Here is a 14,732-nt window from a genome sequence, read left to right as displayed (position 1 = left end):
AACCGGGCGGTTTTGATTTTGATGAGGTCAGCAGCAATGCAAAGCGCGATCATTCTCGGCGGCGGCATGGTGGGCGTGGGCGCCGCGCTGCATCTGCAGCAGCGCGGCTGGTCGGTGACGCTGGTCGATCGCCGGGAGCCGGGCCGCGAGACCAGCTACGGCAATGCCGGGATGATCCAGGCCGAAGCGGTGCGCCCCTATCCGATGCCGCGCGACCTCGCCTCGCTCCTGAAGATCGCGACCGGCCGCACCAACGACGTGCGCTACAGCCTCTCCTCGCTTCATCTGCACATCGAGCCCCTGCTCCGCTATTGGTGGCATTCGGCGCCGAAGCGGCATCGCGAGGCGATCGAGGCGTGGGCACGGCTGATCGCCTACGCAACTTCCGAGCACGACATCCTGATCCGCGAGGCGCATGCCGACAATCTCATCCGCCGCGCCGGCTACCGGGCGCTGTTTCGCGATCGCGCTTCGTTGGATCTATCGATCAAGGCCGCCGAGGAAGATCAGCGCGAATTCGGCGTGAACTATCGCGTGCTGTCGGGCAGCGAGCTTGCCAGGGCCGAGCCGATCCTGCGCGACGATCTTCCGGGCGCGATCCACTGGCTCGACACCTGGACCGTGTCCGACCCCGGCGCGCTGGTCACGGCCTATGCCGAGATGTTCGCGCGCCTCGGCGGCAGGATCGTGCTCGGTGATGCGCAGAGCTTGCGGCAGACCGCGACCGGCTGGTCGGTCGACACCGACGAGGGGCGCATCGACGCGGCCCACGCCGTCGTGACGCTCGGGCCGTGGTCGCCCGATTTGTTGTACAAGTTCGGCTATCGCATCCCGCTGGTGCGCAAGCGCGGCTACCACATGCATTACAGCGGCGGCGCTTCGCTCGACCTGCCCCTCATCGACAAAAGCGGCGGCTACGCCATGGGGCCGATGGCCAAGGGCATCCGCATCACCACCGGCGCGGAATTGACGGGCGCGGACGCATTGGCAACGCCGGTGCAGCTGGCCAGCGCCGAAGCCTCCGCGCGCGAGCTGATCGACCTCGGCAAGCGGGCCGAGCCGGATCCGTGGTTCGGCACGCGGCCTTGCACGCCCGACATGCTGCCGGTGCTCGGCCCCGCCCCGCGCCACCCCGGCCTCTGGATGAATTTCGGCCACGGCCATCAGGGCTTCACGCTGGGACCGGCGACCGGACGCCTGCTCGCGGAGATGATGAGCGGCGAAACTCCGGCGGTCGATCCTACGCCGTATCGGCCGGAGCGGTTCTAGCCTCAAGGAAAAAGGGCTGATCGAGGATCTCGACCAGCCTATTACTTCGACTCTGACAGCGCAGCTCGCGCTGCAAGGATCAGTCCGTCGTGATCGCCGTCTCCATGTCGGTCGGATCGATCTCCTTGGCGAGGTTTGCTTTGAGCTTGTCGCGGTCGAGCTCGCCTTCCCACCAGGCGACGATCACGCAGGCGACGCCGTTGCCGCACAGATTGGTCAGCGCGCGGCACTCGCTCATGAACTTGTCGATGCCGAGCACGATTGCCATGCCCGGCACGAGCCGCGGATCGACCACGGCGAGCGTCGCCGCCAGCGTGATGAAACCCGCTCCGGTGATGCCGGAGGCGCCCTTCGAGGTCAGCATCGCCACGACGAGGATGGTGATCTGCTGGCCGAAGGAGAGCTCGACGCCGAGCGCCTGCGCGATGAACAGCGTCGCCAGCGTCATATAGATGTTGGTGCCGTCGAGGTTGAACGAGTAACCCGTGGGCACGACGAGGCCGACCACCGACTTGGAGCAGCCGAGCCGCTCCAGCTTCTCCATCAAGGACGGCAGCGCGCTTTCCGAGGACGAGGTGCCGAGCACGATCAGCAGCTCGTCCTTGATGTAGCCGAGGAACCTGAAGATCGAGAACCCCGCCATGCGCGCGATGAGGCCGAGCACGACGAACACGAACAGCGCAGCCGTGACGTAGAACGTCGCGATCAAGCCGACCAGATTCAGGATCGCGCCGGTGCCGAACTTGCCGATCGTATAGGCCATCGCACCGAACGCGCCGATCGGCGCCGCGCGCATCACGATCGAGATGACGCCGAACACCGCGTGCGCGGCATCGTCGATGAAGCTGCGGATGGTGTGGCCGCGCTCGCCGAGGCTCATCAAGGCGAAGCCGAACAACACTGCGAACAGCAGCACCTGGAGAATCTCGCCTTGCGCGAAGGCGCCGACCACGGTGTCCGGAATGATGTGCAGCACGAAGTCGACGGACTTCTGGCCGGCCGCCTGCTTGGCGTAGTTGGCAACGGCTGCCTCGTTTGCCGCCGCATTGCCGAAGCCGGAGCCCGGCTTGACGAGATTGCCGACAACGAGACCGATCACCAGCGCGAAGGTCGAGACGACCTCGAAATAGACCAGCGCCTTGACGCCGATACGACCGACCTTCTTGGCGTCCTGGATGTGGGCGATGCCGGAGACCACGGTGCAGAAGATGATCGGGGCGATCACCATCTTGATCAGCTTGATGAAGCCGTCGCCGAGCGCCTTGATCCATTCGTTGGTGGCGACGGTCGGCCACAGCCATCCGACGATGGCGCCGAGCACGATGGCGATCAGCACCTGGACGTAGAGGACTTTGTACCACGGCTTGGCAACGGGCGGCGCGACCGGCGCCCCCGCCATCGTTGTCGTCGTCATCAGTTTCACTCCCCTCACAACATTGGGCCAGCCAAGATCAACTTGGCCGGCCCTGTCAATTGGAACTGCTCGTGTTGGCGCGTTTTACCCGCGGCGCTCGACGAGCCGGCGCGCCGCCGGCATCAGGGTCGCGCCGAGCGCATTCTTGACCAGTGAGGCCGCGATGAACGGCACGATGCCGACCTGCCAGGCCTTGGCGGCGCCGAGACCAAGGCCGAATGCCAGCCAGCCGAACCCGGTCGCGAGAATGACGATGTGGCCCGCAGCCATCGCCGCAAACAGCAGCGTCACGCTGCGATCCCAGCCGCGCTCGGCGAGCCAGCCGGTCACGAACGCAGCCAATACGAAGCCGAACAGATAGCCCGCGGTCGGGCCGACGAGCGGTGCGATGCCACCCACGGGACCGGCGAACACCGGCAGCCCGATCGCGCCCTCGGCGAGGTAAGCGATCATGGTTGCGCTGCCAAGGCGCCAGCCATAGGCGGCGCCGATCATCAGCACCACCAGCGTCTGCAGCGTCATCGGCACGTAGGGCAACGGCAGATTCACCTTGGCTGACAGCGCCATCAACGCGGTGCCGAGCGCAATCAGCACGACGGCACGCAGCGTGCCGACGGCTTCGCCCGGTCGGGTCGGCCACATCAATGCGGCGAGAGAAGAATGTGGCGTAGCGGCGGAACGGTCAGGCACGTCGAACTCCGGAAGGCTGTCTAAAACTGGCGCTATTTAAGCCAGTGAGCGATCCGGTCAACTGCCTCCCGCATCTCATCGAGCGAGCGGGCATAGGAAAAGCGGATGAATGAACGGCCATGGATGGGATCGAAATCGAGGCCCGGCGTTGCCGCCACGCCCGCCTGCTCCAGCATCTGCTTGGCGAACTCGAAACTGTCCGAGGTGAAGTCCGAGACATCGGCATAGAGATAGAAGGCGCCGTCAGCCGGCAGGAATCTCGTCAATCCGGCCTTGGGCAAACCATCGATCAGGACACGCCGGTTTTCCTGATAGCCGTGCTTGATCGCCTCCATCTCGGCCGCGCCGTCGAATGCAGCCTCCGCCGCGATCTGCGACAGCGAGGGCACCGAGATCGAGAGGTTCTGCTGCAGCCGCTCGATCGGCCGCACCAGGATCTCGGGCACCACCATCCAGCCGACGCGCCAGCCCGTCATGCAAAAATACTTCGAGAACGAGTTGATCACGAGCGCATGCTCGGACAGCGCCGCCGCCGTCACGGCTGGAAACGCGTAATCGAGACCGTGATAGATCTCATCCGAGATGAAGCGGATGCCGGCGTCTTCCGCCGCCGCGATCAGGCCGGTGAGCGCGTCGCGGGACATCATCGTGCCCGTGGGATTGGCGGGGCTGCCGACCAGGACGCCCTTCAGCGGCGCCTTGCGATGGGCCGCGAGCAGCGCCTCGCCGGTCAGCGCGTGCCGCGTCTCGTTCGTGGTCTCGATCAGCACAGGCTCGCAGCCGAGTGCGGTCAGGATGTGTCGATACGGCGGATAGCCCGGCACCGTCACGGCGACGCGATCACCGGGCTCGAACATCGACAGGAACGCCAGGATGAAGCCGCCCGACGAGCCCGTCGTCACGACGATCCGATCGGGGCTCACGTCGCTGCCATAGGTGTCGCGATAATGGCGCGCAATGCGCGCGCGCAAGGAGGGGATGCCGAGCGCCGAGGTATAGTCGATCCGTCCAGCCTCGAGCGCCGCATGGGCGGCCGCGATCGCGGTCCTGGGCGCGCCGGCCGCGGGCTGGCCGACCTCCATGTGGATGACATGACCACCGGCGGCCTCGATTCGGGCCGCCGCGGCCATGACGTCCATCACCATGAACGGGGGAACATCGCTGCGGCGGGAGGGCTCGAGCCACTGCCCCAACCGGTTCCTCAATGTCGCATCGTACATCGATTTCTGCTATTGGCTGGCGAACCGGTCCGTCCGGTCCGAAAACGAGGCGCTTGCGCCCCAGACTGGCCGCATTGTGCGGCTCAATAAGGGCAACGCTCACAAGGGCATATCGCGTATCCGGTCCGCCGCCAATCACCAAAACCAATCACGAAACTGCTTGACCAAGAACACTTGACCGAGCCCGTTTGACCAAGACCGCTTGATGTCGCTCCAGATCGCATTGCGCAAGAAGGCCTCCGCCCTCACCGCCCTCGTCACGGCCACGGCGATCGCGCTGACGCCGTTCTCGGCCGCGCACGCGCAGGCCAAGGGGCCGCCGGTCCTGCGCGACACCGAGACCGAGCAACTGCTGCGCGAATACACGCGCCCGATCCTGCGCGTTGCCGGTCTGGAGAAGCAGAACATCCAGATGGTGATCATCAACGACGGCTCGTTCAACGCCTTCGTCGCGGACGGCCGCCGCATCTTCGTCAATTGGGGCGCGATCCTGCAATCGGAGACGCCGAACCAGATCATCGGCGTGCTCGCGCACGAGACCGGACATCTGGCGGGCGGCCATCTGTCCAAGCTGCGCGAGCAGCTCGCCGCCGCCCAGACCCAGATGATCATCGCGATGCTGCTCGGCGCCGGCGCGATTGCGGCCGGCAGCACCCAGCGCAGCAGCGCAGGCAACAACGGGCTCGCCAATGCCGGCGCGGCCGCGATCGCCGCTCCGCAGGAGGTGATCCGCCGGTCGCTGCTGTCCTATCAGCGCCAGCAGGAGGAGAACGCCGACCGTGCCGGCGTGAAATTCCTGGCGGCGACCCAGCAATCGCCCAAGGGCATGTACGAGACGTTCAAGCGCTTCACCAGCGAGAGCCTGTTCGCCGCGCGCGGTGCCGATCCCTACCTGCAGTCGCATCCGATGCCGGCCGAGCGCGTCGCCGCGCTGCAGGAGTTCGCAGGCTCCAGCCCGTACTGGAACAAGAAAGACGATCCCGCGCTCCAGCTCCGGCACGACATGGTCCGTGCCAAGATTTCCGCCTTCATGGAGCGGCCGGAGACGGTGTACCGCCGCTATCCCCAGACCAACGACAGCCTGCCGGCGCGCTATGCCCGCGCCATCAGCACCTACCTGCACGGCGATCTGCGCAGCGCGCTCGCCCAGATCGACGCGCTGATCCAGGTGCAGCCGAACAACCCGTATTTCTACGAGGTGCGCGGCCAGGCGCTCCTGGAAAGCGGCAAGGCGGCCGAAGCGATCGCTCCCTTGCGCAAGGCCGTCGCCCTCTCGAACAACGCCCCCCTCATCGAGATGTTACTTGGGCAGGCTCTGGTCGGAACCGATAATAAGGCCTACACCGACGAGGCCGTTCGGATTCTCCGCGCCGCGGTGGCCCGGGAGCCCGAGGCGGCGCTCGGCTACACCCAGCTCGCGATGGCCTATGGCCGGAAGGGAGATTATGCGGAGGCAGATCTCGCCTCGGCCCAGGCCGCCTATTTGCGCGGCGACAACAAGACCGCCCGCGAGCTTGCGACGCGCGCGAAAACCCGTTTCGCTGTCGGCACGCCCGGATGGGTCAAGGCCGACGACATCGTTGCGGCGAAGCCGCCGCGCAATTGACGCAACTCGAACGACGGCCGACCACGACGTCACGACACCGGGCTTGAATCCGCCGGGACGTTTCTCGAAACCTGCTTTGGATAAGAGGATTTGACTATGCCTTCGCTGCGCCTGCTCGCTCCCGCATTGTTCGCGCTCGCCATGTTCGGCGCGGCCGTGCCCGCCTCCGCCGACAGTTTCTCCGACAGCCAGCGCACCGACATCGAGAAGATCATCAAGAACTATCTCGTCAGCCATCCCGAGGTGCTCGAGGAGGCCATGGCCGAGCTCAGCAAGCGGCAGGCCGCGGCCGAAACGCAGAAGCACGAAGCCAGCATCGCGCAGAACGCCGAGGCGATCTTCAACTCGCCGCGCCAGGTCGTGCTCGGCAACCGGGACGGCGACGTCACCTTCGTCGAGTTCTTCGACTACAATTGCGGCTATTGCAAACGCGCGATGGACGACATGCTGACCATCATGAAGGGCGATCCGAAGCTGAAGGTCGTGCTGAAGGAGTTTCCGGTGCTGAGCCAGGGCTCGGTCGAAGCGGCGCAGGTCGCGGTCGCCGTGCGCATGCAGGATCCCTCCGGCAAGAAATATCTCGACTTCCACCAGAAGCTGCTCGGCGGTCGCGGCGCCGCCGACAAGGCCCGCGCGATGCAGGCCGCCAAGGAAGCGGGTCTCGACACGGCTCGCATCGAGAAGGACATCGCCAGCCCCGAGGTGCGCGCCACCATCGAGGAGAATTTCAAGCTCGCCGAAGCGATGGGCATGAACGGCACGCCGAGCTATGTGATCGGCAAGCAGATCGTGATCGGCGCCGTCGGCGTCGAAAGCCTGAAGGAAAAGATCGGCATTGCCCGTTGCGGCAAGGCGACTTGCTGATCACACGTTGACGCTAGCGAGAACAGCAAAGGCCGGCGGATCTGCCGGCCTTTTTTGTTGCGCGGAACGTTGGCGCCTTCGTGCCAAGTCATTCATCTGGCATTCAACAAACAAATGCCGTGGAACAGTCGAAGTTCCGGAACAACTCAAATCTCCTTTCGTTGTCGGCGCGGGCAATGACGCGAATGAACACGTGAGGAGAATTTCGATGTTGAACCGCTTTATGATTTCGGTTGCCGCAGTCGCACTCGTCGCGGGCACCGGTCTGGCGAACGCACAAGACAAGGGCCGCGACACTGGCGCTGGCTCGCAGCAGATGCAGCATTCCCAGCCCTCCGGCGGCGGCGCCGAGCGCGGCGGCGCGATGGGTCGCGATTCCATGAGCCACGATAAGGGCACTGTCGGCCAGGCCGGCGGCTCCAGCGCGACCAAGTCCGAAGACAAGTCCGGCGCGATGAAGGACGACCGCTCGGGCGGCGCGATGCACAAGAACGCGGCCGAAGACAAGGCCGGCGCTACCAAGGGCCAGCGCACCGACGAGCGCGCGCAGGGTCAGATGGACAAGTCCCAGCAGGACAAGTCCAAGAGCATGAGCCAGGACACCAGCAAGTCCGGCAGCAAGGACCAGAAGGACATGAAGGCTGAGGGCAGCAAGAGCGGCACCTCGACCAACAACGCCGAGACCCAGAAGGGCACCGGCACCAGCACCAACCAGAATGCTCAGGGCCAGACTGGCACCACGAACCAGAACGCGCAGGGTCAGACCGGCACCACTTCGACCCAGAACGTGCAGGGCCAGAGCTCGACCACGGTTGGCCAGGCCGGCGCCGCTGCCAAGCTTTCGACCGAGCAGCGGACGCAGATCACGTCCGTGATCCGCGAGGAGCGCGTCGCCCCCGTGACGAACGTGAACTTCTCGATCTCGGTCGGCACCCGCATCCCGCGCGAGGGCATTACCCTGCACGCTCTGCCGTCCCGGGTCGTGACCATCTATCCGGAGTGGCGGACCTACAAGTACGTCCTGGTCCGCGATGAGATCGTCATCATCAATCCGGACACCTACGAGATCGTGGCCGTCCTGAACGTCTGACGCAGAACACGGCAATCGGGGGCGGGCAGCGATGCCCGCCCCTTTGCATGCGCCCGGCAGCCATGCTTCGGCCTGGTTAACAAGCAATTTCCGTAGTTTCCGCACAGGTTTTTGCGCACTGGATGAGGTGCTTGAAGCTGCCCTCGAGGCCCTTCAAGGCTTCCCCTCCAGCGCTTTGTTACCTATAACCCCCGCCACGCCGAAACACCTCTCCCGGGATTGGAATGGCCGAACCTGCAACCGACACGATCCTCGTCCTGAACGGGCCGAACCTCAACATGCTGGGGACCCGCGAGCCCGACAAATATGGCCATGCGACGCTGGCCGACGTCGAGGCGCTGTGCCGGGAGACGGCCGCGACGTTCGGCCTGAAGGCGGACTGCCGGCAGTCCAACCGCGAAGGCGAGCTGATCGACTTCATCCACGAGGCGCATCGGCGCAAGATGAAGGGCATCATCATCAATGCCGGCGGCTATTCCCACACCTCGATCGCACTGCACGATGCGCTGCTCGCCGTGCAGATTCCGACGGTCGAGGTGCATGTGACCAACATCCACGCCCGCGAGAGTTTTCGTCACCATTCCTACACCGCACGCGCGGCTTTCGCCTCGCTCTGCGGTTTCGGCATCGAGGGCTACCGCCTCGCCATCCAGGGCCTTGCCGCCAAGCTCGGCATCAAGCCCAACGCCTGACGCTCCCTTCCATCAGAACATTCGGATCAAACAACATGGCGCGCCAGCCAGACGACAAAGCAGCCGCAAAGTTTTCCAGCGAGGATTCCGCGCTCGTTCGCGAGCTGGCACTTCTGCTCGATGAGACCAGCCTCACCGAGATCGAGATCGAGCGGGCGGGCCTGCGCCTGCGCGTCGCCCGCAACATCAGCGTTGCCGCGACCATGCCGATGCAGGTGACGGCTCCTCCCGCCGCCCTGCCGGTGGCGGCAAGCCCCGCAACCCCTGCCGCGCCCGATCTGTCGAAGCATCCCGGCGCCGTGACCTCGCCGATGGTCGGCACGGCCTATTGGGCGCCGGAGCCGGGCGCAAAGCCGTTCATCGACGTCGGCACCAAGGTCTCGGTCGGCCAGACGCTGCTGATCATCGAAGCCATGAAGACGATGAACCAGATCCCCTCGCCGCGCGCCGGCACGGTGACGCAGATCCTGGTCGAGGACGGCCAGCCGGTCGAGTACGGCGAGCCGCTGGTAATCATTGAGTGACGCGAATGGGGAAATAGCGATTAGCGAATGGCGTCAGCCTTCCCTACTCGCCATTCGCCACTTCGCCATTCGCTGCAGGACAACATGTTCGACAAGATCCTCATAGCCAATCGCGGCGAGATCGCTCTTCGCATCCTCAGGGCCTGCAAGGAGCTCGGGATCGCGACCGTCGCCGTGCACTCCACCGCGGACGCCGATGCCATGCATGTGCGGCTGTCGGACGAGAGCGTCTGCATCGGGCCGCCGGCGTCCAAGGACAGCTATCTCAACGTGCCCGCCCTGCTCGCGGCCTGCGAGATCACCGGCGCTGATGCCGTGCATCCCGGTTACGGCTTCCTCTCCGAGAACGCGCGCTTTGCGGAAATCCTCGCCGAGCACAATCTGCACTTCATCGGTCCGAAGGCCGAGCACATCCGCCTGATGGGCGACAAGATCGAGGCCAAGAAGACCGCCAAGCGGCTCGGCATCCCCGTGGTGCCCGGCTCGGACGGCGCCGTCGGTCCTGACGACGATGCATTGGCGATCGCCAGGAAGATCGGCTTCCCGGTGCTGGTCAAGGCGGCGGCCGGCGGCGGCGGCCGCGGCATGAAGGTCGCGCACAGCGAGGCGGACCTGCAGGTGGCGCTGTCGACGGCGGCGAACGAGGCCAAATCCGCCTTTGGCGATGCCTCCGTCTATCTGGAAAAATACCTGCAGAAGCCGCGCCACATCGAGATCCAGATCCTCGGCGACGGCCGCGGCGGCGCGATCCATCTCGGCGAGCGCGACTGCTCGCTGCAGCGCCGCCACCAGAAGGTCTGGGAGGAAGGCCCCTCGCCCGTCCTCGCCGCCGCCGCACGGGCCAAGATCGGCGAGACCTGCGCCAAAGCGATGCGCGAGATGAAATATCTCGGCGTCGGCACCATCGAATTCCTGTTCGAGGACGGCGAGTTCTACTTCATCGAGATGAACACCCGCATCCAGGTGGAGCATCCCGTCACCGAAAGCATCACCGACATCGACCTCGTGCTGGAGCAGATCCGCATCGCCGCCGGCGGCGACCTGCCGGCCAGGCAGGACGAGGTCCAGGTCATCGGCCACGCGATCGAGTGCCGCATCAACGCCGAGAATCCGCAGACCTTCCGCCCCTCGCCGGGCCGGATCCTGCAATATCATCCGCCCGGCGGCCTTGGGGTGCGGATCGATTCCGCCGTCTACCAAGGCTATACGATCCCGCCCTATTACGACTCCCTCGTCGGCAAGCTGATCGTGCACGGCAAGACCCGGGCCGAATGCCTGATGCGGCTGCGGCGGGCGCTGGACGAGATGGTGGTCGAAGGCATCGAGACCACGCTGCCGCTGTTCCGTGCGCTGGTGCGCGAGGCCGACATCATCAATGGCGACTACCACATCCACTGGCTGGAGCAGTACCTGGCCGGCAAGGCGGAACCCGCCCCGCGATAACCTCGTCCCCTTGTGGAACCCTCTGGCCCCGATCGCGTTCTGGAGGGTTGGGGCCAATTCCAAGGGGGCGTTTTGAACTCCATCGCACGCAAACAGGTGAACCGTCGTGACGGCTGAAGGCCAGCGACGGCGGGCATTCTGGCAGGTCCTGCTGTTCGCGGCGGGCATTTTGGTGCTGACCGTGATCAGCGCCGGCTCCGTCTACCTCGTCAACAAGGCGCGCGAGGACAGCAAATGGGTGCTTCACACCATCGAGGTGGAGAACCAGATCAATGCCCTGCTGCTGGAGATCCGGCGCGCCGAGAGCGGCGCCCGAGGCTTTCTGCTGACCCAGGGGGACAACTTCAGGGTCGACCATGAAAAGGCCGTTTCGGCGATCATTCCGGCCCTCGACAAGCTCACGCGCTTCAGCGCCGACAATCCGCAGCAACGCGCGAATGTCGAGAAGCTGAGCGCGGCGATCGAAATCCGTCTCGGTCAGTTTGCGCAGGAAATGATCTTTATGCAGCAGGGCCAGCCGGACAGGGCCACCGCGTTGGTTCGCGAGGCCGCGGCGCAGGACACCACGACCAGGATCACCAGCGTCGCGAACGCGATGATCCAGGAGGAGGAGCGCCTGTTCCGCCTCCGCACGACCAACTCCGACCACAGCCAGACCCTGGCCGCCTCGATGACTGGTATCGGCTCCGGCCTCGTGGTGGTGCTGGCGCTGATCTCGATCTGGCTGGTGCGGCGCTCGGCGCGCGTGCGCGACGAGGCCGAAGCGCGCCTGCGCGATGCCAACCTCAATCTGGAGGCCGTCGTCGACGAGCGCACGGCGGATCTGCGCGAAGCCAACGACGAGATCCAGCGCTTTGCCTATATCGTCAGCCACGATCTGCGCTCGCCGCTCGTCAACATCATGGGCTTCACGAGCGAGCTCGAAGAGCTCGGCGGCGACATCTTCCGCCGCATCGGCAGCCTCGCGCATGTCCCCGCGGGGGCAGCTCCGCTCGCGCCTGCCGCGCCGGGCGAGATCGCGCTCGAAGGCGCCGACAAGCAGCTCTCGGAGGATTTCTCCGAAGCACTCGGCTTCATCAAATCGTCGATCGCCAAGATGGACCGGCTGATCTCGGCCATCCTCAACCTCACCCGCGAGGGCCGGCGTGAATTCCAGCCGGTGAAGGTTGACACGCGCGAGCTGATCGAGGCCATCGCGACGACGCTGGCGCACCAGGCGGCCGAGGCGCAGGCCGAGATCCATCTCGAGCCCCTGCCGGACCTCGTGAGCGACCGCCTCGCCCTCGAGCAGATCTTCTCCAACCTGATCGACAACGCGATCAAATATCTCAAGCCCGGCGTGCCCGGCGAGATCAGAATCCGCGGGCGGACCAAGCTCGGCTACGCTATCTTCGAGGTCAGCGACAACGGCCGCGGCATCGATCCGAAGGACCACCAGCGGATATTCGACCTGTTCCGCCGCGCGGGAACCCAGGATAAGCCTGGCCAGGGTATCGGCCTTGCGCATGTGCGTGCACTTGTGCGTCGCCTCGGCGGCACCATGTCGGTATCATCGGAACTTAATGCGGGCAGCACCTTCACGATCACGCTGCCGATCGCCTGGAACGTGAGCAACCGGAACCGAGATCGATGACCCAGCCTGTCACCATCATCATGATCGAGGACGACGAGGGCCATGCCCGCCTGATCGAGCGCAACATCCGCCGCTCGGGCGTCAACAACGAGATCGTCTCCTTCGCCACCGGCACCGAGGCCATGCGGCACCTGTTCGGCGCCGACGGCTCCGGGCTCGTGCAGAAGGGCAACGCGCTCCTGATCCTGCTCGACCTCAACCTGCCCGACATGACCGGGATCGACATCCTGAGGCAGATCAAGGAGAACAAGTATCTTAAGGCCTCGCCCGTGGTGGTGCTGACCACCACCGACGATTCCCAGGAGATCAAGCGCTGCTACGAGCTCGGCTGCAACGTCTACATCACCAAGCCCGTCAACTACGAGAATTTCGCCAACGCCATCCGGCAGCTCGGACTGTTCTTCTCGGTCATCCAGGTCCCGCCCGCCGCCACATGAACCAGCGCACGCCGACACTGCTCTACATCGACGACGACGAGGCGCTGGCGCGCCTGGTCGATCGCGGCCTGACGCGGCGCGGCTTCCGGGTCGTCCATGCCGCAAGCGGCGAGGAAGGCCTCGAGCGCATCCGCCGCGCCGCCCAGAACAGCACCGAAGGCGGCATCGATGTCGTCGCGCTCGATCAGTACATGCCGGGCCTCGATGGGCTCGAGACGCTCGAGCAGATCATGGCGATCCCGGACGCGCCGCCGGTCGTGTTCGTCACCGCCTCGCAGGATTCCAGCATCGCGGTGACCGCGCTCAAGGCGGGAGCGGCCGACTATCTGGTCAAGGACGTCCAGGGCGACTTCATCCCGCTCCTCCACGTCGCCGCCGAGGGCGCGCTGCGCCAGGCCGAGCTGCAGCGGGCGCGCGAGGAAGCCGAGGCCGAGATCCACGCTTCGCGCGACCGCTACGCGGCGCTCGCCGCCGAACGCGAGCTCCTGCTGCGCGAGGTCAACCACCGCGTCGGCAACTCGCTCCAGATCATCGCCTCGCTGCTGCACCTGCAGGCGAGCTCCGCAGCGCAGGACGAGGTCAAGGCGGCGCTGACCAATGCGATGGGCCGCGTCGCCGCGGTGGCGCAGGTGCACCGCCGCCTCTACACCTCGCAGGACCTCAAGAGCGTGGTCCTCAATCAGTATCTGGACTCGCTGCTCGAGGATCTCAGGCGGTCGGCCGAAGGCAACCGGATGTCGCGCCTGACGCTGAAGGCCGAGCCGATCGAGATCGATCCGGACCGTGCGGTCGCCGTCGGCATCATCGTCAACGAGCTGGTGATGAACGCGGTGAAATACGCCTATCCGGACGGCGCCGGTCCGATCCATGTCGAGCTGATCTCGCAAGGCGACGATCTCCTGCTCTCGATCACCGACGACGGCGTCGGCGACAACGTCAAGGCCGATCCGCGCTCCACCGGCATGGGCCAGCGCATCGTCGCGGCCATGGCCACCAAGCTCGACGCCACGGTGGAGCGTGATCCCACCCATTCCGGAACCCGGGTCGTGCTGAAGTTCGGCCGCGTGCCCCCAAGCGTCGGCAAGACCAGCACCGCTGCGGCGAGCTGAGCGGTCCGGCGGCCACCCATCGCAACTGCATTGCGATCCTGCTATGATGCCAAGCCATGACTTCGCGCGACTCCGCCCCGTCTGAAATCACGCCGGCCGTGTTGCTGCGCGCCTATGCCTGCGGCATCTTTCCGATGGCGGAAAGCGCCGACGATCCGACCTTGTTCTGGGTCGAGCCGGAGCTGCGCGGCGTCATCCCGCTCGACGGCTTCCGCGTCGCCTCGCGCCTCGCGCGCACGGTGCGCTCGGATCAGTTTCGCGTCACCGTCAACACCGCGTTCAAGGCGACGATCGCCGGCTGCGCTGCGCCGCAAGCGGGACGCGAGGACACCTGGATCAACAAGCGCATCCGCGACCTCTATGGCGGGCTCTTCGAGCTCGGCCATTGCCACAGCGTCGAAGCCTGGCAGGGCGACGAGCTCGTCGGCGGTCTCTACGGCGTCAGCCTGGGGCGGGCCTTCTTCGGCGAGAGCATGTTCCACAATGTGCGCGATGCCTCGAAGGTCGCGCTGGTGCATCTGGTCGCGCGGCTCATTCACGGCGGCTTCGAGCTGCTCGACACCCAATATGTCACCGAGCACCTGAAGAGCTTCGGCGCAGTCGAGATCTCGCGGCGACGCTACACCGCGCTGCTCGACAAGGCGCTGGCGGGCGATGCCGGCGATTTCCTGAGGCTCTCCGCCGGCGAAGCGATCCCGGGCGCACGCGCCCTGGAGATCATCGCTTCGCGGCAATAACGAA

Annotated in this window: 14 protein-coding genes; 11 read left to right on the top strand and 3 right to left on the bottom strand. The window is 65.6% G+C overall.

Translation table 11 applies throughout. From position 1 onward, the window contains the following. The first annotated feature begins 36 nt into the window (after nt 1-36). Nucleotides 37-1,269 carry an NAD(P)/FAD-dependent oxidoreductase gene (locus AB7M16_RS00480; RefSeq protein ID WP_172788665.1) on the top strand — a complete coding sequence of 411 codons (1,233 nt, stop codon included), beginning with the start codon at nt 37-39 and terminating at the stop codon, nt 1,267-1,269. A gap of 79 nt (nt 1,270-1,348) precedes the next feature. Here AB7M16_RS00480 and AB7M16_RS00475 read toward each other — a convergent pair whose 3' ends face one another. From AB7M16_RS00475 to AB7M16_RS00465, 3 genes are all read right to left on the bottom strand, one after another. Continuing rightward, nucleotides 1,349-2,683, bottom strand: a complete 1,335-nt coding sequence (locus AB7M16_RS00475) for a dicarboxylate/amino acid:cation symporter (RefSeq protein WP_172788664.1) — start codon at nt 2,681-2,683, stop codon at nt 1,349-1,351. A gap of 84 nt (nt 2,684-2,767) precedes the next feature. Beyond that, entirely contained in the window at nt 2,768-3,325 is a 558-nt protein-coding gene (locus tag AB7M16_RS00470) for a biotin transporter BioY (RefSeq protein ID WP_172788700.1), read from the bottom strand. A gap of 80 nt (nt 3,326-3,405) precedes the next feature. Continuing rightward, entirely contained in the window at nt 3,406-4,593 is a 1,188-nt protein-coding gene (locus tag AB7M16_RS00465) for a pyridoxal phosphate-dependent aminotransferase (protein WP_453942830.1), read from the bottom strand. 205 nt (nt 4,594-4,798) lie between these two features. Here AB7M16_RS00465 and AB7M16_RS00460 point away from each other — a divergent pair, with 205 nt between their 5' ends. From AB7M16_RS00460 to aat, 10 genes are all read left to right on the top strand, one after another. Further along, nucleotides 4,799-6,199 carry a M48 family metalloprotease gene (locus AB7M16_RS00460; RefSeq protein ID WP_453942829.1) on the top strand — a complete coding sequence of 467 codons (1,401 nt, stop codon included), beginning with the start codon at nt 4,799-4,801 and terminating at the stop codon, nt 6,197-6,199. Nucleotides 6,200-6,295: 96 nt separating this feature from the next. Then, entirely contained in the window at nt 6,296-7,063 is a 768-nt protein-coding gene (locus tag AB7M16_RS00455; RefSeq protein ID WP_172788661.1) for a DsbA family protein, read from the top strand. Between the two features lie 208 nt (nt 7,064-7,271). Continuing rightward, the gene (locus tag AB7M16_RS00450) at nt 7,272-8,153 is read left to right on the top strand and encodes a DUF1236 domain-containing protein (RefSeq protein ID WP_453942828.1); all 882 of its coding nucleotides are present in this window, start codon (nt 7,272-7,274) and stop codon (nt 8,151-8,153) included. A gap of 224 nt (nt 8,154-8,377) precedes the next feature. Further along, nucleotides 8,378-8,845 carry a type II 3-dehydroquinate dehydratase gene (gene aroQ / locus AB7M16_RS00445; RefSeq protein WP_025036005.1) on the top strand — a complete coding sequence of 156 codons (468 nt, stop codon included), beginning with the start codon at nt 8,378-8,380 and terminating at the stop codon, nt 8,843-8,845. 35 nt (nt 8,846-8,880) lie between these two features. Continuing rightward, nucleotides 8,881-9,369: an acetyl-CoA carboxylase biotin carboxyl carrier protein gene (accB, locus tag AB7M16_RS00440; RefSeq protein ID WP_453942827.1), complete on the top strand. Its 489-nt coding sequence runs from the start codon at nt 8,881-8,883 to the stop codon at nt 9,367-9,369. Between the two features lie 84 nt (nt 9,370-9,453). Continuing rightward, complete coding sequence (gene accC, locus AB7M16_RS00435; protein ID WP_172788658.1) at nt 9,454-10,812, top strand: acetyl-CoA carboxylase biotin carboxylase subunit; 1,359 nt, start codon at nt 9,454-9,456, stop codon at nt 10,810-10,812. A 106-nt stretch (nt 10,813-10,918) separates the two neighbouring features. Continuing rightward, nucleotides 10,919-12,445 (top strand): sensor histidine kinase, encoded by a 1,527-nt coding sequence (locus AB7M16_RS00430; protein WP_172788657.1) that lies wholly within the window; start codon nt 10,919-10,921, stop codon nt 12,443-12,445. Then, nucleotides 12,442-12,882 carry a response regulator gene (locus AB7M16_RS00425; protein ID WP_172788656.1) on the top strand — a complete coding sequence of 147 codons (441 nt, stop codon included), beginning with the start codon at nt 12,442-12,444 and terminating at the stop codon, nt 12,880-12,882. The genes AB7M16_RS00430 and AB7M16_RS00425 overlap by 4 nt, the downstream gene beginning before the upstream one ends. Beyond that, nucleotides 12,879-13,991 (top strand): sensor histidine kinase, encoded by a 1,113-nt coding sequence (locus AB7M16_RS00420; RefSeq protein WP_453942826.1) that lies wholly within the window; start codon nt 12,879-12,881, stop codon nt 13,989-13,991. The genes AB7M16_RS00425 and AB7M16_RS00420 overlap by 4 nt, the downstream gene beginning before the upstream one ends. A 56-nt stretch (nt 13,992-14,047) precedes the next feature. Next, nucleotides 14,048-14,728 (top strand): leucyl/phenylalanyl-tRNA--protein transferase, encoded by a 681-nt coding sequence (aat, locus tag AB7M16_RS00415; protein ID WP_453942825.1) that lies wholly within the window; start codon nt 14,048-14,050, stop codon nt 14,726-14,728. The last annotated feature ends 4 nt before the right edge of the window (nt 14,729-14,732 follow it).

The organism is Bradyrhizobium sp. USDA 372 (assembly GCF_053629095.1).
This window is presented reverse-complemented; position numbering and strand designations above follow the sequence as displayed.

Coding starts and splice junctions, on each gene's coding strand:
- AB7M16_RS00465 (WP_453942830.1), bottom strand. CDS start 4,593: ATGTACGATGCGACATTGAGGAACCGGTTGGGGCAGTGGCTCGAGCCC.
- AB7M16_RS00470 (WP_172788700.1), bottom strand. CDS start 3,325: ATGTGGCCGACCCGACCGGGCGAAGCCGTCGGCACGCTGCGTGCCGTC.
- AB7M16_RS00460 (WP_453942829.1), top strand. CDS start 4,799: ATGTCGCTCCAGATCGCATTGCGCAAGAAGGCCTCCGCCCTCACCGCC.
- accB (WP_453942827.1), top strand. CDS start 8,881: ATGGCGCGCCAGCCAGACGACAAAGCAGCCGCAAAGTTTTCCAGCGAG.
- aat (WP_453942825.1), top strand. CDS start 14,048: ATGACTTCGCGCGACTCCGCCCCGTCTGAAATCACGCCGGCCGTGTTG.
- AB7M16_RS00425 (WP_172788656.1), top strand. CDS start 12,442: ATGACCCAGCCTGTCACCATCATCATGATCGAGGACGACGAGGGCCAT.
- AB7M16_RS00450 (WP_453942828.1), top strand. CDS start 7,272: ATGTTGAACCGCTTTATGATTTCGGTTGCCGCAGTCGCACTCGTCGCG.
- AB7M16_RS00420 (WP_453942826.1), top strand. CDS start 12,879: ATGAACCAGCGCACGCCGACACTGCTCTACATCGACGACGACGAGGCG.
- AB7M16_RS00455 (WP_172788661.1), top strand. CDS start 6,296: ATGCCTTCGCTGCGCCTGCTCGCTCCCGCATTGTTCGCGCTCGCCATG.
- AB7M16_RS00475 (WP_172788664.1), bottom strand. CDS start 2,683: ATGACGACGACAACGATGGCGGGGGCGCCGGTCGCGCCGCCCGTTGCC.
- aroQ (WP_025036005.1), top strand. CDS start 8,378: ATGGCCGAACCTGCAACCGACACGATCCTCGTCCTGAACGGGCCGAAC.
- accC (WP_172788658.1), top strand. CDS start 9,454: ATGTTCGACAAGATCCTCATAGCCAATCGCGGCGAGATCGCTCTTCGC.
- AB7M16_RS00480 (WP_172788665.1), top strand. CDS start 37: ATGCAAAGCGCGATCATTCTCGGCGGCGGCATGGTGGGCGTGGGCGCC.